The organism is Ruegeria meonggei (assembly GCF_900172215.1).
Classification (GTDB): domain Bacteria; phylum Pseudomonadota; class Alphaproteobacteria; order Rhodobacterales; family Rhodobacteraceae; genus Ruegeria; species Ruegeria meonggei.
This window is the reverse complement of the sequence record NZ_FWFP01000018.1, coordinates 45,608-71,158: the sequence shown is the minus strand read 5'-3', so window position 1 is coordinate 71,158 and position 25,551 is coordinate 45,608. Positions and strand designations below refer to the sequence as shown.

The 25,551-nt window shown below is 53.8% G+C and carries 24 protein-coding genes and 2 pseudogenes; 13 read left to right on the top strand and 13 right to left on the bottom strand.

Annotation, left to right across the window (positions count from 1 at the left end):
- Positions 1–90: 90 nt before the first annotated feature.
- Positions 91–363 (bottom strand): hypothetical protein, encoded by a 273-nt coding sequence (locus RUM8411_RS22780; RefSeq protein WP_085824834.1) that lies wholly within the window; start codon positions 361–363, stop codon positions 91–93.
- Positions 364–597: 234 nt separating this feature from the next.
- Positions 598–1,971, bottom strand: a complete 1,374-nt coding sequence (locus RUM8411_RS21785; RefSeq protein ID WP_143534977.1) for a DNA/RNA non-specific endonuclease — start codon at positions 1,969–1,971, stop codon at positions 598–600.
- A gap of 759 nt (positions 1,972–2,730) precedes the next feature.
- Between RUM8411_RS21785 and RUM8411_RS21780 the strand changes: the two genes are divergently transcribed.
- The gene (locus RUM8411_RS21780; RefSeq protein ID WP_306372990.1) at positions 2,731–3,036 is read left to right on the top strand and encodes an ArsR/SmtB family transcription factor; all 306 of its coding nucleotides are present in this window, start codon (positions 2,731–2,733) and stop codon (positions 3,034–3,036) included.
- A 115-nt stretch (positions 3,037–3,151) separates the two neighbouring features.
- Here the strand turns inward: RUM8411_RS21780 and RUM8411_RS21775 are convergent, their stop codons facing one another.
- Both RUM8411_RS21775 and RUM8411_RS21770 read right to left on the bottom strand, forming a co-directional pair.
- Positions 3,152–3,676: a flavodoxin domain-containing protein gene (locus tag RUM8411_RS21775; protein WP_085824832.1), complete on the bottom strand. Its 525-nt coding sequence runs from the start codon at positions 3,674–3,676 to the stop codon at positions 3,152–3,154.
- 134 nt (positions 3,677–3,810) lie between these two features.
- Positions 3,811–4,296, bottom strand: coding sequence for a hypothetical protein (locus tag RUM8411_RS21770; protein ID WP_143534976.1), 486 nt, complete (start codon positions 4,294–4,296; stop codon positions 3,811–3,813).
- A gap of 269 nt (positions 4,297–4,565) precedes the next feature.
- Between RUM8411_RS21770 and RUM8411_RS21765 the strand changes: the two genes are divergently transcribed.
- From RUM8411_RS21765 to RUM8411_RS21730, 8 genes are all read left to right on the top strand, one after another.
- Positions 4,566–5,012, top strand: a complete 447-nt coding sequence (locus RUM8411_RS21765) for a universal stress protein (RefSeq protein ID WP_085824830.1) — start codon at positions 4,566–4,568, stop codon at positions 5,010–5,012.
- A 347-nt stretch (positions 5,013–5,359) separates the two neighbouring features.
- Positions 5,360–6,145, top strand: coding sequence for a formate/nitrite transporter family protein (locus tag RUM8411_RS21760; RefSeq protein WP_085824829.1), 786 nt, complete (start codon positions 5,360–5,362; stop codon positions 6,143–6,145).
- 296 nt (positions 6,146–6,441) lie between these two features.
- On the top strand, positions 6,442–6,981 hold the full coding sequence (locus tag RUM8411_RS21755; RefSeq protein WP_143534975.1) for a nuclear transport factor 2 family protein: 540 nt from the start codon (positions 6,442–6,444) through the stop codon (positions 6,979–6,981).
- 383 nt (positions 6,982–7,364) lie between these two features.
- Positions 7,365–8,324: an HlyD family secretion protein gene (locus tag RUM8411_RS21750; RefSeq protein ID WP_234995321.1), complete on the top strand. Its 960-nt coding sequence runs from the start codon at positions 7,365–7,367 to the stop codon at positions 8,322–8,324.
- Positions 8,321–11,017: a ribosome-associated ATPase/putative transporter RbbA gene (gene rbbA / locus RUM8411_RS21745; RefSeq protein ID WP_085824826.1), complete on the top strand. Its 2,697-nt coding sequence runs from the start codon at positions 8,321–8,323 to the stop codon at positions 11,015–11,017. The genes RUM8411_RS21750 and rbbA overlap by 4 nt, the downstream gene beginning before the upstream one ends.
- On the top strand, positions 11,018–12,136 hold the full coding sequence (locus RUM8411_RS21740; protein WP_085824825.1) for an ABC transporter permease: 1,119 nt from the start codon (positions 11,018–11,020) through the stop codon (positions 12,134–12,136).
- 196 nt (positions 12,137–12,332) lie between these two features.
- Complete coding sequence (locus tag RUM8411_RS21735) at positions 12,333–12,836, top strand: Hsp20/alpha crystallin family protein (protein ID WP_085824824.1); 504 nt, start codon at positions 12,333–12,335, stop codon at positions 12,834–12,836.
- Positions 12,837–13,009: 173 nt separating this feature from the next.
- On the top strand, positions 13,010–14,560 hold the full coding sequence (locus tag RUM8411_RS21730; RefSeq protein ID WP_159453952.1) for a trypsin-like peptidase domain-containing protein: 1,551 nt from the start codon (positions 13,010–13,012) through the stop codon (positions 14,558–14,560).
- A 9-nt stretch (positions 14,561–14,569) separates the two neighbouring features.
- Here RUM8411_RS21730 and RUM8411_RS21725 read toward each other — a convergent pair.
- Together RUM8411_RS21725 and RUM8411_RS21720 are read right to left on the bottom strand one after the other, a co-directional pair.
- A pseudogene (locus RUM8411_RS21725) lies at positions 14,570–15,061 on the bottom strand (hypothetical protein); the annotation flags it as partial.
- A gap of 83 nt (positions 15,062–15,144) precedes the next feature.
- Positions 15,145–16,479, bottom strand: a complete 1,335-nt coding sequence (locus tag RUM8411_RS21720) for an APC family permease (RefSeq protein WP_085824822.1) — start codon at positions 16,477–16,479, stop codon at positions 15,145–15,147.
- Between the two features lie 149 nt (positions 16,480–16,628).
- On the opposite strand from RUM8411_RS21720, the gene RUM8411_RS21715 reads away from it, so the two are divergent.
- From RUM8411_RS21715 to RUM8411_RS21705, 3 genes are all read left to right on the top strand, one after another.
- The gene (locus tag RUM8411_RS21715) at positions 16,629–17,099 is read left to right on the top strand and encodes a c-type cytochrome (protein WP_085824821.1); all 471 of its coding nucleotides are present in this window, start codon (positions 16,629–16,631) and stop codon (positions 17,097–17,099) included.
- A gap of 133 nt (positions 17,100–17,232) precedes the next feature.
- Complete coding sequence (locus tag RUM8411_RS21710; RefSeq protein ID WP_085824820.1) at positions 17,233–17,682, top strand: phasin family protein; 450 nt, start codon at positions 17,233–17,235, stop codon at positions 17,680–17,682.
- 60 nt (positions 17,683–17,742) lie between these two features.
- Positions 17,743–18,150: a universal stress protein gene (locus RUM8411_RS21705; RefSeq protein WP_085824819.1), complete on the top strand. Its 408-nt coding sequence runs from the start codon at positions 17,743–17,745 to the stop codon at positions 18,148–18,150.
- A gap of 307 nt (positions 18,151–18,457) precedes the next feature.
- On the opposite strand, the gene RUM8411_RS21700 is transcribed toward RUM8411_RS21705, so the two are convergent.
- The 6 genes from RUM8411_RS21700 to RUM8411_RS21680 form a co-directional block, all read right to left on the bottom strand.
- A complete protein-coding gene (locus RUM8411_RS21700) occupies positions 18,458–19,081 on the bottom strand; it encodes a class I SAM-dependent methyltransferase (RefSeq protein WP_085824818.1) in 624 nt (207 codons plus the stop codon).
- A gap of 37 nt (positions 19,082–19,118) precedes the next feature.
- Complete coding sequence (locus tag RUM8411_RS21695) at positions 19,119–19,337, bottom strand: helix-turn-helix transcriptional regulator (RefSeq protein ID WP_085824817.1); 219 nt, start codon at positions 19,335–19,337, stop codon at positions 19,119–19,121.
- Between the two features lie 3 nt (positions 19,338–19,340).
- Positions 19,341–19,790, bottom strand: coding sequence for a hypothetical protein (locus RUM8411_RS21690; protein WP_085824816.1), 450 nt, complete (start codon positions 19,788–19,790; stop codon positions 19,341–19,343).
- Positions 19,791–19,937: 147 nt separating this feature from the next.
- A complete protein-coding gene (locus RUM8411_RS21685; RefSeq protein WP_085824815.1) occupies positions 19,938–21,842 on the bottom strand; it encodes a type IV secretory system conjugative DNA transfer family protein in 1,905 nt (634 codons plus the stop codon).
- A complete protein-coding gene (locus RUM8411_RS22775; RefSeq protein ID WP_159453951.1) occupies positions 21,835–21,993 on the bottom strand; it encodes a hypothetical protein in 159 nt (52 codons plus the stop codon). The genes RUM8411_RS21685 and RUM8411_RS22775 overlap by 8 nt, the downstream gene beginning before the upstream one ends.
- A 12-nt stretch (positions 21,994–22,005) precedes the next feature.
- The gene (locus RUM8411_RS21680) at positions 22,006–22,563 is read right to left on the bottom strand and encodes a CpaF/VirB11 family protein (protein WP_442475985.1); all 558 of its coding nucleotides are present in this window, start codon (positions 22,561–22,563) and stop codon (positions 22,006–22,008) included.
- A gap of 221 nt (positions 22,564–22,784) precedes the next feature.
- Between RUM8411_RS21680 and RUM8411_RS21675 the strand changes: the two are divergent.
- Positions 22,785–23,910: pseudogene (locus RUM8411_RS21675) on the top strand (IS3 family transposase).
- 655 nt (positions 23,911–24,565) lie between these two features.
- Here RUM8411_RS21675 and RUM8411_RS21670 read toward each other — a convergent pair.
- Positions 24,566–25,549 carry a C45 family autoproteolytic acyltransferase/hydrolase gene (locus tag RUM8411_RS21670; RefSeq protein WP_085824813.1) on the bottom strand — a complete coding sequence of 328 codons (984 nt, stop codon included), beginning with the start codon at positions 25,547–25,549 and terminating at the stop codon, positions 24,566–24,568.
- Between the last annotated feature and the right edge of the window lie 2 nt (positions 25,550–25,551).

Below are 25,551 nucleotides of genomic sequence, written 5' to 3'. Positions count from 1 at the left end.
GCTTCCTGTTCTTTGATCATCCCGACTATCTGGGCTTCCGTGAAACGACTCTTTCGCATCTGTTTGCTCCTTCGAAACGTTGAGCAAACTCTACATTAAGGTGAGGGAAGTTTCGGGGGGCAGGTCAACGCAGTTCTCGCTATCGCTGAAGAACGAGTCGATTTCGACCACACTAACTGAAGTCTCTCCAGTGTTTGAAAAAGTTATGCCCGCGCTAAGAATATTTGCCCACTCTCCAGTTACTTGGTCAAGTTTTACCGAAAGCGCGCTCGTTCTAACAAGACTCCAATACAAACCAAGGATTGTTGCGACTGCTGCAGCCAGCGCACCGAAGCCGACAATGGCTTTGTAGGCAGGTCTCATATGGATCCGACCTCAGAAACAAGCGTAGAAGTTGAATGGCGAAAATTATAGCGGAAGGTTCTAGGCGAGCAAAGATTCGAATAGTCGAAATCGCTCTCTAGCAGCTTTGGCGATCTCCAATGCAGCATTGCTTTAATCTGTCTAGGGTCGGCTTAGGGCTCTCCGCACAATAAGCGATCTACGCTTCGAAAGGACTGCCGGGCTGTCTGTTTCCCTACTTGTGGCTAGCACCCGCTATCGGCCTATTTCAAATTCGTAAGAAATCCCAGGTTTGACTTCGAGCAACGACTTGCGGGTCCAAGTCACGTGATCGACTATGACGCCCTGTGCTGTGCGAAGTATAAGATCTCCTCCATAATTGCCAAGGCGCAGAGTACCCATTTCGGAACCAGATATCATGCGCATCCGACCTGGGCTTAGTGGTCCACTAAGTACCGCTTTGCGCCCATCTTTGCCACGCAAGACCCATCCAGTGAGATCGACTTCGGCTTCGGTTCGATTAAGAAGAGAAACCCACTCCTTGCCTGTCTCGGGGCTTCTGGGCCGGATCATTGCTGAGAATATGGATACGTCTCGCTTTGCAAGATCCTGTTGTCCACTTCGCGGGCTGTCCAACCTGGTCATGACATCACTAGCGTTCCCGATCGGCATGACCTCAGGTGTGTGCGCCCTCGGATTTACGCGCCGGGCGGTAGATGGTTTGAAGATCATTGGGTTTGCGTCAGCAATCTCAGACCCAAAGTCGAGCCCCGTTAGACCCTGAAGTTGTGCGATAGTGATTTGGTACTTTCGATCGGTCTTCACGACCGCTCCGCCCGCTTTTGCGCGTAAAACTTCCTTGTCTTGAAAGATTGCAAAGGCGAGAACGCCTAGGTGACTTCCGTTCACAGGCTCGGCGAGATGAAAACAAACGACCTTAAAAAAGCCAGCCGGTGCGCGAGCTGTATCCGTTCTGCTTGAGATATGGATTTCTCGATCAAGTGCACCCCAGATTGGACCAGAGAAGACGCATAATTTATCGTTGCTGTCTAACTTCAGCGGCCTCACGATATAGCGTTCCAGGTATGCCCACTCGCTCTCATTCAGGTTTCGATGCTGTAGAGTGCAGTTTGACCAAACATAGGTCGACTTGGCCGCAGTCATGGCACTTGATTGATCCGGACCATGCCGAGCATTTGCGAAAGGAACCATATGGCCTTTGTCAAAAAGGTTCTCTTCCAACCTGCCATAGTTATAGAGGTCGTCGTCGTAAAATGCCTCGTCTACTTGGTTCTCTGCGCCTACCGCGTCGTCGTTTTTCCAGCTTCCGGATCGGTCGCCTGGCTGATACGCAGCTTGGTCGATGTTATGTGCCGCAAATACCAGCTGTTTGTGCTTTTCATTCATCATCAATGTAAAGTTAGGATGGTGAGAATAGATACCCTCGTCTAGCTCATCTCTTCTTAGAATTTGACCAATTAAGTCCTGGTTGACAGGGCGTGGCATTGGTATCACCAGCCCGTTCCCAAGAAATGTCTCCGAATACCCTAAGGCCATATCACTTCCCAATTTCTGCTTGTCGCAAAGCGCATCGATCGAAAATGCAACGTTTAATGAAGACGCTACCACGGAGTTTCCATTAGTTTAGCTGAAAAAAGGCACTACCCCCGATCCGCTCGTACGCAAGTCCGCGTTTTTTGCGTGGCACTGGTTAGGTACTGCAAGTGAGCATAAGTATGATATTAGCACTCGCTGCCGATGCATAACTCCGTTTTGCCCGAGATACAGTCAACCGGTGATCTGAAATGCAGTGTCGACGATGAAAGTCCGTTACTGGAAAAGCTGCGCCGCAGCATCCACGACCGAGATAGATGTCTGTTTTGGGCCGTCCGCGATATCAGTTGTTAGCGGGGCAGGGGGCATTGCAGCGCCGCCACTGAGGTCGGCTTCAGAGCCCTGAGGCGCCATTGCCGCTCAGCGTAGGCGCTGCGGATGCAATAGGCCGCTTACAACGCATTGCCGACCTTGGCCGCCTAAGTGCGCGTCTGTTGAACTGAGTGAAATGGCCAGGTGTCGGCTGCGAGCCCAATTCGGTCTATGCGGCGCGCTGTACGAATGTCCGCCATGTTTGGGGTCTGTTTAGTCATTGCGGCTACCCGCGAGGATGATGGGTATGACCTGTAGAACGGCGCGTGTATCGTTAGTGGCGCGAACGCAGTGTGGCTTCGTGCTGTGAATACTGTCTGCCGCAGCCACTCCAATCCCATTGCGTGCATAGCATCATTTGACCGCATTACCTGCAATTTCCTCTTCGCCGCTTATTTGTGGCGGAGAGACAGGTGCCAGTAATAATGATATCAATATATATCCTTCTATTTGGGGCACTGCTTGAAATCGGATCTCAGCCAGAATGCTCTTGAAGCAACCGAGTTTCTGAAGGCCATGGCGCATGACGGCCGTCTGCAGATATTGTGCCTGCTGCTCAGTGGTGAAAAGTCCGTCGGCGAAATCCAACAGACGTTCTCCATGCGGCAGGCCGCCGCCTCGCAACAGCTATCTCGGCTCCGCCTTTCCGGTTTGATTGACGCCAGGCGTGACGGGAAGAGCATCTATTACAGGATTGCCGATCAGAGAGTATCAGCGGTTGTGGCAGTATTGTATGAGCTGTTTTGTAACGATGTGAGCGAGTTGTGAGAAACAGAAACGGGGCAGCAAATTCTCAGCGTTTTGACATGATGGAGAAATCCCACTCTGCAAAAGCCGGCCGAAATCTGTCATTGGTTCGATGCTCTCCGAGGTGACGGCAGACCTAATCGCCCAGGAATGCTGTTACGGTTGTTTTCAACGCATCCCAATCAGTGAATTCTCTCAAGCCATCTCGTGGATCAATCTTCTGGCCTAGCATGACAACGTGTTGGACGATCTCTCTTTCAAAATACCCGTAACTATCAGGCCGTACGGCACCAGCGACCAAGGCGGTCGCGTCTGGTTCGAAATTCGTCCGCATCAGCATTTCGGTGAGATAGTCCCGCGCGTCCTCCTGACCTTTCTGAAAAGCTGCCTTTAGACTGACGGAAAGTAAAAGTGATCTTCGCGCGGATAATGTGTCATGGTGCCTTTCCAAAAACTCCTCGAACGGCTTGGGGTGCCGGCGTTCATGGACGGGAGCGGCAAGGATGACGTGGTCTACATCTTCCAAGGACACTGGACCTGCCAGTTGGTCGACGTCGATAAGCCTTGTTTCGTATCCTGCCCCAAATGCGACTTTGTTGATAAAGCGCGAAATCTTGGCGGTCTGACCTTCAATAGTTCCGTAGGCAATAAGTACTGTCATAATGACGCTCCCGCAAACCGGTCTAAACAGCGAATTTACTATGCCGAAACTCTTCGCCACGGCCTTTGATTTCAATCAAAGGTGCCGGTCTCTCTAAGCAATTTGGGTAAAGGCGCGACGTCGAATTGACTGGCTCATACTGTTCTGGAAAGCACAAAAGCTATAGCAAGCCAAAATCCGGAGCGTATGGTCATTGCACCGATGGTTCGCCATTCAAATGGTGTTCCAACGAGAACCATAATTATCAAAACTACAAACACCAGTAGTGTACATGTGCCTATCAACCAGGCAATGCGTTGTGCCCAGAATGTGGATATGTAGATTGCGAATGCACCAAGCAAATAGACAAATCCAGCCAAAAAATTGAACCAAAGCACGAATGGAACTGCATCTCCGACTGCAGCTTTGGCAGCAGCACCCCCAAACAGTGCCGTTCCGCCGGAGAAAATGGTCAGAAGACCAAAGAGTGCTGCGGCTATTGCAACTGGGCGAACCCAAGGCGAAGAGGAAGGCATCGTTGTTTTCCTCTGGAATAAGATTGAATTTCGTGTCGTAAGCAACCCACCGACCTCGCCAAACGAACTGAAACGCACGTCCATAGTAGCAATTTTTCTCGCCATTACCCTTGATCTTTGTCATTGGGCAAAATTGATACCCATTGAAAAAGCAGCGTCTGCGGGAGGTTTTTCGCAATAAATATGTGCTGTTGCCTCTTTGGGATGAACCGTTTGCAATTCCAACGATTTTTAGAGTTGGTTCGGTTACCGTGAATCTTCTGGAAATGGACGGACGACTACGCTCGAATTTGCAGCGAAAAGTGTTGATTTGAGTCAATGCTAGTTGCCGCAAGTTCACCCATACTGACCCCTCACAAAGGAGGGAGTGCGACATGTTCAATAAAATCGTGGTTGGCTTGGATGGATCGGAGGCGTCAGAATCAGCACTACGCGTTGCCTGTGATATCTCAAGCAAATATGGCTCCCAAATTCACCTTGTCCATACACCTCAGCCGCAAACCGTGGCTTTCGCAATGGGCGCGGTTGCTGGCTATCACGCCGTCACGACAATGCCTTCAGACGAAGAGGTTCAGCAGGCAGCAGACAAGATCATTTCCGCGGGTAAAGAGATCGCCAAAGAATACAATCAGACGGTTTCGCAAACACATACCCAACGCGGTGATCCGGTCGACGAGATCATCGCATGTGCCAAGCAATGCACAGCTGACCTAATTGTGACGGGCCGCCGAGGATTGGGAAGCATTGGTAGCCTGATTCAAGGGAGCACCTCTCAAGGCATCAGTCGGAATGCCACTTGTGCGGTTTTGACCGTTGCCTAAATATCAAACTTGGTCCCAATCGGCACAAAAACGATGACGATCAATAAGCTTTGCATTGAAGCCTCGTGACAGAACTAAGGTTCGATGGCTACTCCGTGACGCTGAACTCCCGACCGTGAAAATGGAGTCAGATATCCAGTGCTTCATGACGGTGGCAGAAAACGGAGGTTTAAACAGAGGTCATGGGTGCCTGTGGCGATGACCAGAGACCAAACTGTGTTAGGCGAAACTACCCGAACTGTGGTGGAACAGATGAACTTCCCCTTTTATTTGTGCATTGGTTCAAGGTTAGAAGATAGGCTGTAAATTTCCTGCTACGTAGATCCGTGTTAACTTTGGAGCCCGACATGAACACCCCGTCCCTGTTCGACGCTCATAAACCCTCTGAAATTGCGACGTTAGTTGAGACTGCTGGGGTCACAAAGGCAAAGTTGCCAATGGCACCCATGTTCGTTCTTGCGATGCTGGCCGGGGCATTCATAGGGTTTGGCGCAGCGGCCTATACGATGGCGGTTACTGGGGCAGACAGCGCTGCGGGGCCGATCCGCGTTCTGGGTGGTGCGGTGTTTTCCCTGGGCCTTATCCTGGTGATCGCAGGTGGTGCAGAATTGTTCACCGGAAATGTTTTGATGGTGATCGCAGCGGTCGACCGCAAGATACCGCTGCGACTGTTGTTTCGAAGCTGGGGCATCGTCTACGCCGGAAACTTCGCGGGTGCCCTCGGGCTTGCATTGGCCTTCTCTCTGACCGGCCTGCTCGAGGGGCCGATGGGCAATACCGCCGTGGTGATAGCCGATGCCAAAGCGGGGCTGGAACCGATGGAGGCCTTCGCCCGTGGCGCATTGTGCAACGGGTTGGTATGCCTTGCTGTTTGGCTGTCCTTTGCCGCCCGCAGCGTCGCCGGCAAGGTTCTGGCCGTTTTGTGGCCTGTTACTGCTTTTGTGTTGCTGGGGCTCGAGCATTCGATTGCGAACATGTTTTTCTTCCCGCAGGGTTGGGCAGCGGGGGCAACTGTGCCGGTTTTCTCAGCGGCGACCAATCTATTGTGGGTTACTCTGGGCAACATTGTCGGCGGGGCGGGAGGAGTCGCCTTGGCCTACTGGTTTGCTTATCTTGGCGCTACTAAACGGTAAGACCCACTTCTTCGATCACAGCACCTGCCAGAGCAAAACGATCGGTTTCAGTTGGTTTTGAAGGCGTTGTCTAATTGTGCAGCCCAGATCAAGCTTTTCCTGCACTTAATAGTCTAGATGCCGGGAGCATGGTTGTCTTCGTGGTCGATATCGGCTGTCGCATGACGGTGCAACACGAGGGGAAGCGGCACAGGCTTGCCTAAACCCGCTGATTGGGATGCGGGCCGGTTGATCAGTCAGATATGAGAGTTGGATGCGGAGGTAACTCATCGACCAGGAGGCAATGAGATGGCGCATTGTTTGATGACGGTGCCGGGAATTGGGCCGTTCTTTGCCACTGCACTAGTTGCCCTCTCGTTCCCGAACTGGATTCTTCGCCAACATCTAAATTCATTGATCCTCGTCAAGATTGGAAAAAGCAAGATGTGATACAGTTGGAGCCAAAAATGGGGGCTATCATGGAAGAATTAGTCGAGATTGGAAGAACATTTGTTCAGGCAATGCGTGATCGCAGGGGCCTTGCAAATGTTGATGAAATGTATGCCGAGAACGCTCAATCCATAGAGGCGGTTGTGCCTCCGGTTCGACAGTTCCGCATCACCAAAGGCCGTGATGCTATCAAAGGGAAAAGAGAGGATTGGCTGGCTGCTCATGAAATCATCGAATTCGACGTCGATGGCCCCTATGTTCATCCCCCAAACCGCTTCAGTGTGCGATATAAGGCTGACGTAACGCAGAAGGAAACTGGGCAACGTATCGCCTTGAGCGAGATTGCAGTTTATTCGGTAGCAGACGGAAAGATTGTACTGGAAGAGTTCTTCATGTTGCCGAAGTAGGAGCGGCAACCCGCAATACTGACGCAGTGTTGGTTTCATCCGCACGCTGGAAGTGTGACTTGTAAGTGCTTCGACACGATGGATGGACAACTGGGCATTTATTTCGACCGCAGGATGCATGTCCTTGCACAACATTACCGCCAGTTCGGCGCAACCGAAATCGAAAGTCACGCCGTGAAATCCGCATTGAGCCATTGATGCGGGTTAACAATCAGACTGCTGCGCCGGTTTTCTACCCGAGTTTGGCCTGAACAACCCTCTAAAGGGCTCTGTTTGATCCAAAACAAAGCATTTTGCGGGGTTTGAGATAACGTCACCTAGTAGCCCTAACCGCGGTATGCCAGATCATGAAAAAGAATGTGCGCGCAATACTGATCGTCGTAATGCTCCTTCTCGCAGGTGCGGCGTTGTACATATTCGTTTCAGAAGACAGCAGCGAATTGCCAGTTGGATTTGTACAGGGCAATGGACGGATAGAGGCCGAACAAGTGGAAATTGCCCCCACCTTCGCAGGGCGAGTTGCACAGGTTTTGGCGGCAGAAGGCCACTTGGTTGCTGTGGGTGAGCTGCTGGTCGAGATGGATACCGATGAACTGTCTGCAGCGCTTGATCGCGCCAAAGCCGAGGTAGCATTGGCGCGTCAAGCCAAGGCTGAAGCCGAGGCTGTAGTTGTCCAACGAGAAAGCCAACAGCGTCGCGCGGCGCAGGAACTGGAACGGGCAAAGGCACTGTTGGCCGGTCAAAACATTTCGATGACCGTTTTCGAGGATCGCGAAACCGCATTTCAGGTTGCCGATGCCGTCCTGGGTGCGGCGAAGGCCCGGGTTGCAACATCAGACAGCCAGATCGCTGCTGCCGAAGCCGAAATGCGCCGGATCACAGCTCAGATCGAGGATGCTTCGCTTGTCGCCCCCATGCCAGGGCGCGTTCTTTACAGACTGGCTGAGCCCGGCGAAGTTGTCGGCGCGGGGGAGCCGATCCTCACACTTCTCAGCTTAGAGAACGTCTATATGGACGTGTACCTGCCCGCTCGCGAAGCGGGGTTGCTGCCCATCGGGGCTGAGGCGCGCATCGTACTTGATGCCTTGCCGGATTTTGCCATTCCTGCAACCGTCACTTTTGTATCCCCCGAAGCCCAGTTCACTCCGAAGCAAGTCGAGACATTGAGCGAGCGTGAACAGTTGGTCTTTCGCGTTCGGGTTCGTATTCCTGAGGATCTGATCGCAGAACGGATCGAACATGTGAAAACCGGCCTTCGCGGTATCGCTGTGATTAGGCTTTCTTCTGGCCGTGTATGGCCGGAATATCTGGAAAGGCGGATTCCACCCGAATTGTTCGAATGAATTCCCAGGCGGGCACATCTGGTTTCTGCGTCAGTGGTGTCACGCATAAGTATCGCCAGCGCATTGCACTCGATAACCTGTCGCTTGATCTGCCGGTTGGTCAGCTTATTGGGCTGATCGGGCCTGACGGGGTTGGCAAATCAACGCTTTTGGGATTGATCACCGGCGCAAAGAAGCTTCAATCCGGCACAATCAATGTTCTCGGAGGCCCAATCGACGACCGCGCCCATCGTCACCATATCTGCCCTGCGATCGCATTTATGCCGCAGGGGTTGGGCCGTAATCTCTATGCAGAATTGTCGGTGCGCGAGAACCTTGAGTTTTTTTCGCGTCTCTTCGGACAGGGGCAGCAGGAGCGTGACATCCGGATCGCAGCATTGCTGTCGGCGACCGGGCTTGCGCCTTTCTCTGATCGGCTGATGGGAAAACTCTCGGGCGGCATGAAGCAAAAGCTCGGGCTGTGTTGTGCACTGATCCATGATCCTAAGCTTTTGGTTCTGGATGAGCCGACCACCGGCATCGACCCACTGTCGCGGCGTCAGTTCTGGGCGCTGATCGACGCGGTCCGAGAGGCTACACCCGACCTCTCCATACTGGTTTCGACAGCCTATATGGAAGAAGCCGAACAATTCGACTTTATCGTCGCGATGGATGCCGGGCGCGTGCTTTTCCATGGTTCTCCGGCAGAATTGAAGGGGGAAGCCAGCGATCTTGAAACGTCCTACCGGCGGCTGCAAGCGCACGGAGATCCCCTGATCGCACCAAAGAAAGCGCCCACACATCAGCGTGAGGCCGACCCGGTGATCACGGCACGTGGATTGACGCGGCGCTTTGGCGATTTCACCGCGGTCAATGACGTCGAATTCTCGATCAACCGTGGTGAGATCTTCGGCTTCCTCGGGTCGAACGGCTGCGGCAAGTCGACAACCATGAAAATGCTGACAGGTCTTTTGCCCGCAAGTGAAGGTGAGGCGCTATTATTCGGAAGGCCGGTTGAAGCGCGCGACCTGAGGATGCGTCGCGAGATTGGCTATATGAGTCAGGCATTCTCGCTTTATGGCGAGTTGACCGTTCGACAGAACCTTCAGCTTCACGCCCGCATCTTTGCGATCACGGACCGAGAGATACGTATCGATGAATTGGCAGAGCGCTTTGGCCTGATTGCACATATGGACATGCTGGCCACGGCGCTGCCACTTGGCATCAAGCAACGTCTCTCCCTGGCGGTCGCTGTAATCCACCGACCTCGCGTGCTGATCCTGGATGAACCAACTTCGGGGGTGGACCCTGAGGCGCGCGACTCGTTTTGGGCTCTGCTGATTGAGCTTTCGAGAGATGAGGATGTAACGATTTTCGTCTCGACCCATTTCATGGCCGAAGCAGAGCGCTGTGATCGGGTGTCATTCATGCATGCGGGCCGGGTTCTGGCTGAGGGAACACCGGATGCGTTGATCACCGAGGCACAGGCAGACAGTCTGGAGGAAGCGTTTGTCACGGTATTGAAGGCCGCTGACCCTCCGGCACCGGTGAAAGCACCTGAGGCTTCGGTTCATGCCCTTGATGACTGCGCTGGCGGGGGTATCAGGCGCGCACTGGCATATACGAGGCGTGAAACCATCGAGATTTTGCGCGACCGCGTGCGTTTGGCGTTTGCGTTCCTGGGCTCGGTGATCCTGATGCTGGTCTTTTGCTATGGGATTACGCTGGACATCGAAGAACTGGATTTCGCGGTACTGGATTTGTCACAGGGGCCCGAAAGCCGCGCCTACATTGCCGAGATTTCCGGATCGCGCTACTTCAACCCAACGAAGCCACTGACGAGTATCGATGAGGGCCATGAACGGCTGGCCCGAGGAGATGCCTCGCTGGTTGTCGAACTCCCACCTGATTTTGGGCGCAAGATCCGCTCTGGTGAAGCAACGGACGTGCTTGCAATTGTGGACGGCGCAATTCCATTCAAGGGCGAGACAGTGGAAGGCTATGTGGCGGGGCTCCACAATACCTTTTTGGAAGCAATGGCACGCAAAAACGGTGTGCATCCGGCCGAGATCGCCCGTATCGAGCCGCGCTTCAGATACAATCAGAGTTTTGAGAGTATTGCCGCAATGGCCCCGGCCATGCCCGCAATCCTGTTGATAATGTTGCCGGCAGTTCTGATGGCGGTCAGCGTCGCGCGTGAGAAAGAGTTGGGAACAATCACCAATTTCTATGCGACGCCAACGACGCGCCTTGAGTTTCTGATTGGCAAACAAATCCCCTATATCGCAATCGCGTTCGCCAATTTCCTGCTCTTGGCCGGAGTGACGGTCCTTGTTTTTGATGTACCGCTCAAAGGCAACCCGGTTCCCCTGGCGATTGGCGCGTTGCTGTATGTCTGGGCGACCACATCTTATGGGCTGCTCATTGCGACCATGACCTCAAGCCAGGTGGCCGCTACCTTCGCCACCGCCATCGCCTCGGTCGTACCGACCATTCAGTTCTCGGGCCTGCTGCAGCCGGTTTCAACGCTTGAAGGCGGTGCGCAGACAATCGGATCGCTCTGGCCGTCATCCTATTTCCTGCACCTGAATGTCGGTGCCTTCACCAAAGGGCTGGGCTGGGATGCGCTTGCCCCCGATCTTCTCGCCCTGGCCTGTTTCGGGCCGGTGCTGACGCTGATCGCGGCCCTTTTGCTTCGAGCGCAGGAGAAGTGAATGCAACGGTTGTCCTGCATCTTCTGGCTTGGCTTGAAAGAAATGATGAGCCTTCGACGTGACTGGGTGATGATGGCGCTGCTGGTCTGGTCATTCACGCTGGCACCCGTGATGGAGGCGACAGGGGTTTCGAACTCGGTCAACAATGCCTCCATTGCATTTGCCAATGAGGATGGCTCGCCCCTTTCACGGTCTCTTGCTACGGCGTTCTTCCCTCCGGAGTTTCAACCCGTTGTCCAGATCGCACCGGGTACCGGAGCCGAAAAGATGGATGCCGGGCATTTCCTGTTTGTGGTCGCGGTGCCACCAGGGTTCGAGAAAGATGTTCGCGCCGGGCGCACGCCGGAAATTCAGGTTCTGATTGATGCGACGGCGATGGAACAGGCCGGGATTGGCGCAAACTATATCGTCAATATCCTCAGCGCCGAGATCCGTCGCTTTGCCATTGGTGCGGACCTGGCTGAGTCATTGCCCGTCGATATCATCATGCGCAGTGCGTTCAATCCCAACCGTGATACTGTTCGTTTTGCCGGTATCGTGGCGCTCATCGGCCAGATCATGTGGCTGACCACGATACTCACCGGTGCCGCGATGATCCGCGAGCGTGAACATGGCACAATCGAACACCTGCTTGCGATGCCGCTTACCCCGTTTGACATTGCGATGGCCAAGATTTGGGCAAACGCAGCGGTGGTTCTTGTCGCGGCCGCCTTATCACTGACCTTTGTTATGCAAGGTTTCCTGGGGATCAACATCGCGGGGTCGAAGGTGTTGTTTTTAGTTGGCACCGCGCTGTTTCTTTTCACAGCAACCGCACTTGGGGTATTTCTTGCAACGATTGCGCGCTCAATGGCGCAGTTCGCGCTTTTGGTAATGCTGACAGTCCTTCCAATGCTGATGCTGTCAGGAGGAGAGACACCGATCGAGGGTCAGCCCGACTGGCTTCGGTTCGGAACATCGATCCTTCCTTCCCGCCACTATATGTCCGCCGGTCAATCCATCATCTTCAAGGGTGCTGGGTTTGAAACGGTATGGCCAGAGTTCCTATGGATGGCGTTACTGGGCGCAGTCCTTCTGGTGTCAAGCCTGATGCTTTTCAGACGCTCGTTGGCGCAATAGAGTCAGATCAGTTTGCCCCTTGGCCTGGACGTATGATTGGTAATGCGCCTTGTTACATTCGGAATACTGATACGGCCGGGATGTCCTTTTGGCGCGATACCGAGGACACTGGGTTGCGCAAGATCAAGGTAATTAGACGCGTTTTTTGCCATAATACCGCCTCCCCCCAATCGCACCAAAGGAGGAGGATCAGAAAATGCTTGAAGATAAAAATACCCCGCAACTGTTTGCTGGAACACATCCGCTCTCTGATAATTTTCGACGCGAAATGGAATCCATTATGTCGCGCTTTTTCGGGGGCGCAGCGCCATTCCTGCCACTGGAAACAGCTGCGCAACGCACGGGCTTCCCGTCGTTGGACATGACGGGTGCGATTTCGCCGGCGATTGACATCCACGAGACGGATACAGCGATAAATCTCACGGCTGAATTGCCGGGTCTCGAAGAAGACGACGTCGAAGTCGAAATCAAAGACCGCAGATTGACCCTGCGAGGCCAGAAGAATGTCACACATGATGACACGGGCGATCTGCGCGTTAGCGAGAGAAGCTATGGCAGTTTTACCCGGACAATGACGCTGCCGGATGCAGTCGATATCGAGGAGATTTCCGCTGCGTTCGACAAAGGTGTCCTGCACATCACCATGCCAAAAACCGAACCCCAGGATCCCAGCCGAAAGATCAAGGTCTCATCGAAATAGGCGCATCGACGGTATGCGCGCAATCATCGTGATCGGGGCAGCATATGGAAGCTCAACGTTCTTCTGAATGCGCACATTATTGCCAACCATGGCGGTTTCACCGCTGCGCATGGTAATGTGCCCAAAGCGCTAAGGAACTGAGATGAACCATGCGGACGCCGGACCGAAGCGACATGGACGGTGAAACGAGCGATGTCCGTGCATTCTTGGAGAGCTTGACCGGGCCATCCCGCGGAACCGTTACCTGGCTTGTCGGCAACGCTTTGTCCGCTTCTGTGGGTCCTGACCGTATCCTGAAGTTCAGGCGGAAAGAGGATGTGCCCCCGCATGACGAAGACGTGGCGACCTTTCAGTGGTCGCAAGGCGGTTACACGCTAAACGCGTTGCCCGGCCGGGATGTCTGGGTCAATGGTCAAAAAACTGCTTCGGCAGCTCTTGGGCATGGCGACATGATTGAGTTCGGTGAAGAAGGCCCCATGTCGCGCTACAGGGTGTGTGACCACTCATTCCCTGCACATCACACGGTCGAAGACATAATAAGTGACGCTTATGTGTATGCGCGCTCCAGCCGACGACCCTTCGCCAGAAAAATGTCCGGTGCGCTGCGCGACGGCGGACGTCGACTGACATCACAAACCACGGTTTTGTTCAGGGTTACCGTTATCGGAATACTTCTTCTGATCTTTGCCTTTGGCTATTTGCTCTTTCAGAACGACTGGAAGCTGGCGGACAGCCTAAAACAGGAATCCCTCAAGATCGAGGCGGTTGCTGTCATACTTTCGCAGACGCGAGAAGATGCATTGACGGCGGATGATCTGGTCGCGCTCAGAGAAGCGTTTGACAACCAGGTGATTTCCACCGAGCAGCGCCTTGGGACATTGGAAGAGCGCGCTGGCGCGTCCAGGCGGGTAATTACGGCCTCGACGCGATCCATTGCCTTTGTCCAAGGGGACTACGGATTGCGACAAACCGAAAGCGGCAAATTGCTGCGGCATGTGCTTGGCCCGGACGGGGAGAAACTAAAAACTCCATTCGGGAAACCATGGATTGAGCCAGATGCGGCAGGCGCGCCAGCAGAGTTTCAGTTCACCGGAACCGGGTTTCTGTTGCAGGGCACCTCTCTGTTGGTGACCAACCGTCATGTCGCCTTGCCCTGGACGACCGGGGATCGGGCGCAGGCCCTGAAGGCAGCAGGGCTTGAAGCCGAGATACTTAGTCTGCTGGCTTATCTGCCAGAACAATCCAAGCCAATGGAAGCGGTATTGCTTAGGGCAAGCAACACGGCCGATCTGGCGCTTCTGTCCGTTGATGCAAACCGTGTTCAAGGGCTCGGGCTTTCACTGGCACCAGACCCGCCGCGTGCAGGTGAAGAAGTTTTCCTGCTTGGATTTCCGACTGGCCTTAAGGCCTTGATCGTGCAGGCCGGGCCAGATTTTCTGAAAACGCTTGAGAGAGATGGCGCCGTCGATTTCTGGTCGATTGCCAAAAACCTTTCAGAGCAGAACAAGATCAGGCCTCTGGCCAGTCGGGGGATCGTCGCCCAGATCAGTCCCGGTGCAGTCGTTTATGACGCGGAAACCACAACTGGTGGAAGCGGCGGACCTGCCCTGAACCGAAACGGCGAGGTGGTTGCTATCAATGCCGCGATCTTACCCGAATTTGGCGGCTCGAATATTGGCGTTCCGGTGTCACACCTCAAGACACTTCTCGATGAAAGCGATTGATCCACATGTTTAATCGCGCGTCTGATAAGGCGAGTTTTGCACAAGAAAAATCACAGCCAGTGGAACGATGACGGAGATCAAGCCTACAGTAATTAGCAAGCTCCCCAAGTGGCTATAGTCAGCGACGGGGGCAACGGTACCCGTTCTGGGATCGGTAACCGCGCGGGTAACGGTGAAGATCTGGTTCAGATATTTTGTTCCAAGGCTGCTTGCCGACAATGCCATGTTGGTGAACGACGCCATTACGGCAAAAAAGGTGGCATTCAGATGTGTTGGGGCGTTGCGCGCGATCCAGGCCAACATTGGGACCATCGCGATCTGACCCAGCGGTGACTCAACGGCCGTGTCAAGAATGGCGATGAACCTTGCATCCACAACGCCACCTGTGCGCGCGGCCGTCCATTCATGCACCCCGTAGTACAAAGCAAGGTTTGGTAGGGCCAGCACTCCGGCGGCAATCGTAAGTAACACCACAACCTGCGCAATCGAACGACTTGCCATATCCGCCTTCCAAGTGTTGGTCGATCAGTGTTCATGCGTCTGTCGGACCCCGTTCTGATGACCCTGTGCTGTCGGTTTTCCTCTCAGAGAAATCCGGCACCAAAAAGCAGAGCGCTGGTCAGCACTCCAAGAATTGGCACGATAAGAGGTACTTGGAATTGTTGCCGGGTTGAGGCTGGTTTCAACTTCAGAATGATTAGCGAGACATTGACCAGAACAAACACTCCCAAAACGATCTGGGATGTGCGTTCCGCTAGTATGCCGATTGGCAAAGTTTGCGTCAGCAGAAGGATTATCGCAACTACCAACAGGGTTGCGACGACCGGTGTTTGGGTAACCTGCGGGACAGTCGCCAGTATTTTCGGCAGATGATCCCGGTCGGCAAGACCATAGATCACCCGCGACGCCATAATCATCTGGATCATGACGCCATTGACTGTTGCAACGACCGCGACTGCGGCGAACCCTTGTTTGATTACTTCGGGTGCGTCGAAGAAAACCAGCGTGAGTGGGGCGGCCGAGGTCGACAAGGTATCGATAGGAACAACGAGCAGGACCGTGATCGAGGTCGCCAGATACAAACCCGTCGCCAGAACGAGCGTCAAAAGGATAGCCTTTGGAATTGTGTGGGTTGGGTCTTTTACCTCTTCGGCGACGTTTGCCATGTCCTCAAAGCCGACAAAGGCAAAAAAAGCCAGCAGAGATGCCGCCATAATACCGCGCCAGGTACTGAGCTCGAGTCCCGGAATCATCTCACTAATTTCATGACCTTGCGGTTCCTGCACAGACATGCCCCAGCCAATCACAAAAAGAAGCCCCGCGATCTCGATGACCGTGATCACGGCTGCCACAAATACCGATTGTGTAATGCCCCAGATTGCAATCAGCCCCATGACCGACACAACGCCGATCGTAAGCAACGCGGTGCCAAGCCCCGTCAGGGTGTGAAGGTATGAGGCCGCGCCAATCGCAACAGCGGAGGCTGAAATAATCCCAGACGCAGCAACGGCAAGACCGATTAGAACCGCCATCCAGCCCCTTTGAAATCCCGCTTCAACGTATGCCGCTTCACCCGCGCTTACGGGAAAGCGTGTCGCGAGTTCGGCGTACGACAAAGCAGTCAGCGAAACGACAAGCGCTGCAACAAGAAACGAAACTGCTGCATAAGGACCCGCGACCTCGGCGGTAGCGCCAACGAGCACATAGATCCCCGCACCGACGGTGACGCCTAGCCCATAAAGCGTAAGCAACGGGGTGGTAAGCGCGCGTCGGAGTTTAGGTGTCGGTGGATCAACTGTATGCATTGGCCTCACTCCTTGATGGACAATTGCCTGCGTACCGAAGCTGTGCCGCGAACAGGCACCCCGAGCATAAACCAGGGGCTCGCCAACACTCATGCCGAGCTTCTGCTGAAACATTCATACTTTGCTATGTAATGCTTCATTTTGCATTGATCTAAATCATTAGGCCTAAGACCCGATCAGCGAGGCGGAATCAACTGCAGCGAACGTCCTTTCGTTACGGTTTTTTCCAGCTGGTACTCAAAGGCTGAATATGAGCGAGATCAATGAAGCGTTCATGCAATAGCGCGTATTCTAAACTCGAAATTCTGACTTTGGAGGAGGAACAGATGCCAGTTTGTCGCGCACTTCTTTTGTCAATATTTGCTGCAAGTGCTGCACTGGCGCAGGATATTGACCTTCAAAACGGGCACAATCTCTACAGAACCTATTGCTGGCAATGCCATGGTTTCGAAGCCTCAGGAGATGGTCCAATGGCGGAGATGTTGGCGATAAGGACGCCTGATTTGACCAGGCTTGCGGCCCAAAACGACGGCGTTTTTCCGATTGAGGCGGTGGCGCGTCAAATTGATGGTCGCGCACCATTGCTCGCGCATGGCGGAGAAATGCCCATTTTTGGACCAGCTTTGGATTCGGACCAAAAAGTTGCGCTGACCATGCCTGACGGCCAGCCGATGTTCGCAGGTGTGCCGTTGGCAAATGTGATTTTTTATCTGGAGTCTATTCAAATCGAGTAGGTTGGTACAAATGCCGCCATTAGATTGTAGAGCACCACTGCCCACGTTTGTTGACGTCGGTTGATCTACATTAAGGTTATTTTCTACGAGAATTGGTAACATTCAGCATTGGGAAGATGAGGAGGAATCTCCGATGCCTGAAGAGAAGCCAAAATCAAGTTACTCCAACCCACTTGTCGATGTTTTCAAGCAGATGCAGCCGACTACTACGGCCAATCCGTTTTTAGGCGCTCAGCTTGAGCAATTCTGGGACACGCAGGAGAAATCACTGAAAGAGACAGAGGCCTTTGCTCAACATTGGTTTGAGAGGCGTCACGAGGCTGTTCGAACCGCGCTAGAAGCTGCGCGCTCGGCGTCTGCTGCAGACCCGGCTGATCCGGCGAAAGCACTGCAATCCATAGCAGACTGGCAGAAGCATTCAGCCGAACGCCTCGTGGCTGACGCTCAGGAATGGTTCGAAACAGTTGCCCGATGTGTAGCATATGCAGCGGAAACCGAAGCCGAAGCTGTGGAAAAAACAATAGATGATGTTGCAAGCACAGCAAAGAAAGCGGGTAAGTCTTCGAAATCCGAACCGGTTTAGAGTGCCGTATCACCGCGGAGGCCGGAATGATCGTAGCTGGAGCAATCGAAGGTCACTAACATGTATAAGAACATTCTGATTCCAGTCGCGCTGGACAAAGATCACGATACACAGGCCTCTTTTGAAGCTGCTCGTTTGCTAGCGAATGCCGATGCGGAATTCACAGTGCTCCATGTGCAGGAGCCGATCCCTGCATATGTGGCATCCCAGATACCCGAGGAAGTTCTGGCAAACACGCGAAAAGAGCTTCAGGAGGGCTTACATCGGAACGCTGCAGAGCTACCGGGTGCGAAACCGCGGCTTATCTCGGGGAGCGCTGGCCGAGCGATCGTTGATTTCGCAAATGAAAATGACATCGATTGCATAGTGCTGGCCTCACACAAGCCGGGGATCGAGAACATTTTTATTGGGTCGACTGCGAACCGGGTCGTTCACCACGCCAATTGTTCTGTCCACGTGGTCCGCTGAACCGGTTTCTGGTAGGTGCCGCACATCGATTATGCGGTCGGTTATTCGATATTGCAGACCTTGGCGCAAACGCGGTGAATTTACCCTTTGTCCCGCGACTCGTTCCTTGCCTGGCGAAATCTTGCTGCACCCGACACGAATGGCGGCTGTAACACTGCATTGCCGCGCTAAAGATGATGCCTGCGCGGCAAAATCCGTGCTGCGAGCGCTCGCAGCGCGAAAAACGAATTCACAGGAAGGGCGCTCTCCAGCCGTTCTCTGCGGCGTGCGTGAACGGCTGGGTTAGTGTTGTCAGATGTCGAACGAACTAACCGCTGTTCCTTGCGATGATGAAAGCAGTCGAACCCGTTTCGGGACGCCACTTTTGTTCAATTTCGAACCCATGAGCTTGCACACGCTCGACAAGGATTTCTTGCGTCAGGACGCGGATCTTGGGCAATAGGCCGATGGTCCCGAGAGCTGGTATGACGAACTTCTCGAGACCTTCCAGGCAGACCGTCGAGCTGAAGAACAGACCACCTTCTTTCAAGGAACTGCGAACGCGATCCAGTGTCGCGTCAAGGTCCAGGACAAGGTGTAAGATCGACATAGCCAACACGGCATCATATTGTTGACCGCTCACTGGGATAGGCCAGCAATCAAATGCGCTGACTTCAAAGTTGACGTTCTTGATGCCCTGCACTTTGGCCTTTTCCTGGGCGATTGAGATCATTTCGGAGGAATAGTCGATGGCGTCGATATGGGCGACTTTTGGGGCGTGAATGAGCGCCGTCGTACCTGTGCCACAACCGAATTCTAGGACGCGGTCTTGGGGGGACAGGTGTCTCGAAGTAATGTTCAGTTTGTACTCATACGCGGCTTGGTTTTGAACCGGACGGCGGGCATAGGAGCGCGCCATCAGATTCCAGAACCGAGGAGGGTTGATGAACATATCTATTCCTTTGGTAAGGTGCAGCAGGCGCGATGATTTAGCTGGCGTCTTGGATGTCGAAGACTTTTTCGAGGGGCTCGCCGAACACACGAGAAATCAAGATGGCCAGCTCGAGCGTTGGTGAATATTTGGCGTTTTCGATGGCAACGATGGTTTGTCGGGTGACTCCAACCTTTTCGGCGAGTTCCTTTTGCGTCATTTCATCAGCGTCAAAGCGTAGACGTCTAATGTTGTTGGTGATCCTGAGCTTGCCCATGGATCAATACCCCCGCCGATAGCTAGCAAATTTGACAATATCTGCTGACAGGGATCCGAAAGCCATTCCGAAATAGATGATGTTGAAGCCGGTGAGCGCTGATGCGTTGAGAGCCATCGCGACGACGGCTGAGACAAAACCCGCACCCGCGAAGATAATGATGGCGTAGCTGCCACGGCGCTCGAACATCTTGTCACGTTCATCAACGACGAAGCTGGGTTTGGGTTCGTGTGTAACAATCGCAAATCCAATGTTGAACAGTATGGTGCCGATGATGGTGGCAAAGACGCCCAGGGGGATCAGCCAGATCACCATGCGGGCCCAGTTGTTCACTGCGCCTGGACCATCAAACAATCCAGAGGCATTCATATCCAGAAGCCGTGAAACAACAAATGCACTAACGGCGAGGTTCACGAAGATCGAGACGACGGTATTGCGATCTTGGTAGGTCATTTCTGAAATCCCTTTTGGACAGGACACTTCTGGTGAGTCGATTATTGTTTACGCCTTGTATGAAATATTATACACAGAGTCAAAAATAATATACCTATACATCGAAGCGCAGTCGCAGCTCGTGCTCGATGATGGGCATCTACGCCTTCAACTGGAGTGCTGCGCGTTTCCGACTGGGCTCGACGGTTGTGTCGCCAACTTCTCCACCGCCATGTCTTTTGCGGACCGGCTTTTTCTTTTGGCTACTGTGCGCTGCGCATCAAACGCCGCCTGAAGTTCCTGATCTTTTTCCGAAACCTCTTTCACCGGGGCAGGGGCCGGTTTCGCATCAGCCAGCACCTTTGCCGTGTCCCTGGCTTGCTCTACAGCCAGATCGAGGTGTGTGCCTTTGATCTTCGGACTTTCGCCACCCAAGAACTGCATGAAATAGGGATCTTCAAAGTACCTGATCTTGTTTGCAATCACCGGCATCTTACCCTCGCGGATCAGCACAACCTCACTTTCAGGCAGTCGGCCAACGTGTTCCGGCCTGAGCAGACGAATGCCTTCTTCACGCTCTGATATGCTGCCCATTTCCATTTTACCCAGCGCCCGTGACTTTGATTTGCTCATGACGGTTTTGTCACCGATGGACCTGGACACATGTTCACGCACCTCAGAGTCTTCGGAGGCCGCAAACATCTGCGTTCCGGCGTTTGCCAGCATCGCCCGGACGCCCTCGTGCCCATAAATGTCCTGCAGGCGCGACAGCGTTTGCGAAATCACGATGATCCGACCGCCGAACGATCGCATGGTGTCATATGCTTCAACGACGCGCTCAAGGTGGCCGAGACGCTGAAACTCATCGAGCAGCATCAAAACCTTGAACGGCTCATCTGGGCCCGGTTCGTGGGTTTCGATTGTGTTCACCAGATCGAGGAAGAACAGGCGAATGAGTGTCCGGAATTCTTTGACCTTTTTCCCCGGCACAGAAAAGTAGATCGAGGTGGGGCGCCGACGCAGATCTTCAAAGTTGATGTCATTGCCCTGCGTCGCCCTTGCCACAGACGGGTTGCGCCAGAGCTGAAGGCCGGAGTTGTTCATAACCGAAATCGTTGACCGGAGGATTTTGGATTCTTCGGCTGCGAGATTCAGGAACTCATCTGCTGCCCGGGCATAGCCTACTTCTTCGGCCATCTTTTCATAATCCTTTTGCTTGGTCGTTTTGACCAGGCGCAGGATCTCGGAAATGTACGGACGGTTCCGCTTGATTGCCAACATTGCCATTGCGCAGAACATGCCTTCGACGCCGCCCAAAAAACCCTGAGCGGACGAGCTGGGCGTGTCGAACATCTGCGTTGCGACCTGAATTACTTCTTCCCAACGCCGATCCAGATTGTCTGCGCGAGCTGCGCGCCTCAGCGGGTTATAGCTGTGGCTTTTTTCTGGGTTCTCAGGGTCGAAAACAAAGACCTCATCCCCCATTGTTGCCCGCCGTGCGCCGGTCGCTTGGAATATCTCGCCTTTGATGTCCAGAACAACGCAGGAGCCGTTGAAACGCAGAATGTCGGGGATCACAAAGCCGCTTGTTTTACCCGAGCCAGACGGAGCAATGAACATCGCATGTGGTTTCTGTACGCTTGGACCGGGCTTATAGAAAATCGCGTTTTTCTCTTTTGGTGGCCCGAATTTGGCAAAGACGATTTCACTGTCCAGTTTTGATTTCAGCTTCAGAGGTGCCGCGTATCCTTCTGTGACGAGCTGAGGCGCTTTCGCAAAAACCGCATCCCCGTATTTGGTCGAGGGGCCGCGCAAAGCAGCGGCCACAAACGCAAAGGTCAGAACGCAGACGGCCACAACAGCCACAAGCCCGATGACCTGTTGTTCTTCTGCAGGCCGTGCCATGAGCTTTTCCGGGATTGCCCAGATGTGCAGCCCCCGGAATCCTTTCGTGTTGAGGTATTCGATGTCCAGGCCGACCACCAACACCGCACAGGCTGAAGTAGCGATAAAGCCCATTGTGCCGGCTATCGCTACCTTCTTGCCTTTTGGGAGATCCTGAAACTCAGCCATCCGTCAGCTCACGCTTGAAAAAGCACACAAGGCCAAATTCAGCGCGGGCGACACCGACCATTCCCCAACCTTCATTCCCCAGCTTTGCGAACTTTACTTTCGCGTCGTCATGCTCCGAAAAGGGCACGTCTCGATACTCAAATTTCTTCATCTTTTGACTCCTTCAGATAAGTTGGTCAGCGGTCATCAGGGGCCGGAAAATCACGCCGTTGACCTTCCGCTCGTCTCCGATTTTCTTCATGTGAACGATCATGTGAATGGTGGCTCTGATGTCATCAACCACCTCTGACTTTTGGACAGTCGGAGATCCGCGCCGCACCATTTTGCTCATGCGCCCAATGGCATCAACGGGCGAGTTTGCGTGCATGGTGCAGACAGATCCATCGTGGCCGGTGTTCACCAGCTCCAAGAACATATTCGCGTCGTCGCCCCGGATTTCCCCGCAAACCAGCCGATCAGGCCGGAGGCGAAGCGCAGATTCAAGCAGTTTCGTCGGGGATCGAGGCCCATTTTCTTCGGAACGATCAGCAAGCAAGTCAACCGAGTTTGGTTGCTCGATGTCCAGCTCTGCCACTTCCTCAATCGTCACGATCCGTTCGCCTGGATCGACGCGCTTCAACATTGCATTCAAAACAGTGGTTTTGCCCGACGATGTACCGCCCGCAATAATCACGTTCCATTTGCTCTGCATCGAAAGGTCGGCCAGCTCGTCAAAGCTCATTGTGCCCGCTGCTAGAGCAGCCCGAGCATTTTCAAGCGCGCTGTGATCGTTGCTTTCAGCTAGTGCGCCCTCTTTGCTAGCAAAGCTGAAAGCGCCCAGGTCAACGCTTTTCACGCGGAGCAGACGGATCGCCACGGAACCCACGCCGGTTGTCGCAGGTGGAATTGATCCTCCCCCACAGAATTGGTCCGCCCCTATAGTTAGGATGCGGAGAATCAAAGATGGGAAACAAGCGACACAAGCCGGAAGAGATTGTCACGAAGTTACGGCAGGTTGAGGTGCTGTGCGGCCAAGGGATGCCACGTGTTGATGCTATCCGCCAGGTGCAGATAACCGAGCAGACGTTTTACCGCTGGCGCAAGCAATATGGCGGCATGGGAACCGACCAACTGAAAGAACTAAAGCGCCTTCAAAAGGAGAATGACCGATTGCGCCGGGCGGTATCGGATCTGACTTTGGACAAGCTGATCCTGTCTGAGGCTGCACGGGGAAACTACTGAGCCCGTCACGTCGCCGGGCTTGCATTGATCACATTCGCAACGAGATGCGGGTGTCTGAACGGCGGGTCTGCCGTGTTCTGGGTCAGCACCGTTCCACGCAGAGGCGGTTGCCAGTTGGACGTGCTGACGAAGACCGCCTGGTGTCTGACATGATCGAGCTGACGCGCCAATATGGTCGATACGGGTATCGCCGGATTGCCGCAATGCTGCGGGATGCGGGCTGGTTGGTGAACGACAAGCGTGTCGAACGTCTATGGCGACGTGAAGGGCTTAAAGTGCCAATGAAACAGCCGAAGAAAGGGCGGCTCTGGCTGAACGACGGCTCGTGTGTTCGGCTGCGGCCGGAGTATCGTGACCACGTCTGGTCCTACGACTTCGTGCACCACCGGACGGATGACGGGAATGCGTTCCGGACTCTGAATGTCCTGGATGAATACAGCCGGGAATGCCTGGCGATCCGGGTGAAGCGGAAGCTGAACTCGACCGAGGTTATAGACGCACTAACGGACCTGTTTACCCTGCGAGGCGTGCCTGCCTACATCCGATCAGACAATGGCCCTGAGTTCATTCTCAGGCCGTCCAAGATTGGATTGCAGCGGCCGGTGCCAGGACTGCCTACATTGAGCCGGGATCACCTTGGGAGAACGGATACTGCGAGAGCTTCAACGCCCGGTTCAGAGATGAACTGCTGAATGGCGAGGTATTCTACAGCTTGCGGGAGGCACAAATCCTGATCGAACAATGGAGGAAACACTACAACACCAAACGCCCTCACAGTGCTCTGGGCTACCGCCCACCGGCCCCGAAAACCATCGTCCCAATGGAAACCAGGCCCATCATGCACTAACATTCAAACTGGACCACTTAGGTGGGGCTGATCATCATCGTAGCGTGGAAACACTCGAGAAGACGTGAATTCAGTTGCATGTGTCGAGCCCAACCATGTAATCTCGTTAGTTATTTGAGCGCCCACAAGCATGGCACCGCTTTGGTAGACTAATCAGATCCTAGAAAAGCAACTAAACCGCTCAAGACCAGTTGCAACCACGGAGAGAACGATGCCTGCGTAAGATGCTTACGTCAATGTCAGCTTCGTAATGCGCTGTAGTCGTGCCATAATAATGCAGCATCCGCGAACTGAGCTCAGAGCCGACCTCGGATGGTCGTAAGATTCTTACGATGGGTTCTGATGCTGTCACATTGGCAGATTGACGGAAATTAGTTTGATCTCCGATGATTTGAATAACGAATGGTTAAAGAAAACGAGGCATTACTTGAGTTAAGTATTAACATACCTCTGATCATAGGATTCTGCTTGGTTGCAACAAACTGCTGAACGATTGAACCCAATTTTCACAATCGCTACGGTTGGGCATAGGTCGAACACCAACAACTTCCGGGCTTTGAAGCTCGCGGTGACACTAGGCTGGCGAGAAATCGCGGAACTCCTAGCGGTTTTAACGGTTGCGTCGCAAAAACCCTGATGACGGACACTGCTACTCTTACAGTAGTTCCTGTTCAGGTAGCCAAATACTGCGTTCACTTTCACTGAAACTATCGAACGAGAAATTCCAACTTGCACCTGGCCACAATAGCTCAAGTTGTCTTTTGGCTGGTCGGTAGGCGGCAGTGTAGAGTGTACCGAACCCCGACTTAAATGCAGTTGAATAAAGCGGAGGACGCAGAAAAGCATCAATGAAGCGCTGTTCGCTCTCCGGGTGATGATTGAGGCGGTTTAAAAGAAACCTCTCTCGCTCAACAGTCGCGGTAAACCGGGCGTGCTGTGACCATTCAACATGGCCCTGATGGTTCGTGGCCACGGGCAGGTCCGAGATCTGCGGGTGCCGGTCGGGCGCAACGTAGACCGTGCTGTGATTGTATTTCGCATCCAGAACGGTGACGTTATAGCTCATGTGGCAGGGGATACGGCACAGGCAGTCCACCGCCTCTACCGTGGTTTGGCAGGTCTGCAGCACATAGCGCAGGATCAGCGGCACGCCGAACCCGTCGCCCACCTCGGGGCGTCCGCCGAAGGTCAGCGAGACGGTCAGACCAGCATCGTTGATCCCATCAAGCAGGCCCAGAACTCCGTCGCTCATCCCGATCACACCGCGCCTGTCCCATCGGGTTTTCAACAAGGCGGCGTCAAATGTTCTTGGGTGATAGTCATAGTTGCGTACTAATATTGGTGTCTTGCCGCGCCAGATCGCTTGACTGCAACCAGACAGGTATTTGGGTGGGCAGTAAAAGCTGAGGAACCGTGCCTGGCTGTCGCTGCCACCCACAAGTTCAACCACCTGCTCATACAGAGGTAGAATCTCAGGCATATGACGTTCCAACGCGCGCAGACACTCGCGATAGGTCGGGCGGGCCGAATACCCCTCTTGCGCCCACCATTTGCGGTAGGCGGGCCAGTATTCGGCAAACAGCTCGGCCAGCTTTGGACCGGGCTGTTCCTCGTCAATTGAGCGAAAAACAAGCGCCATGG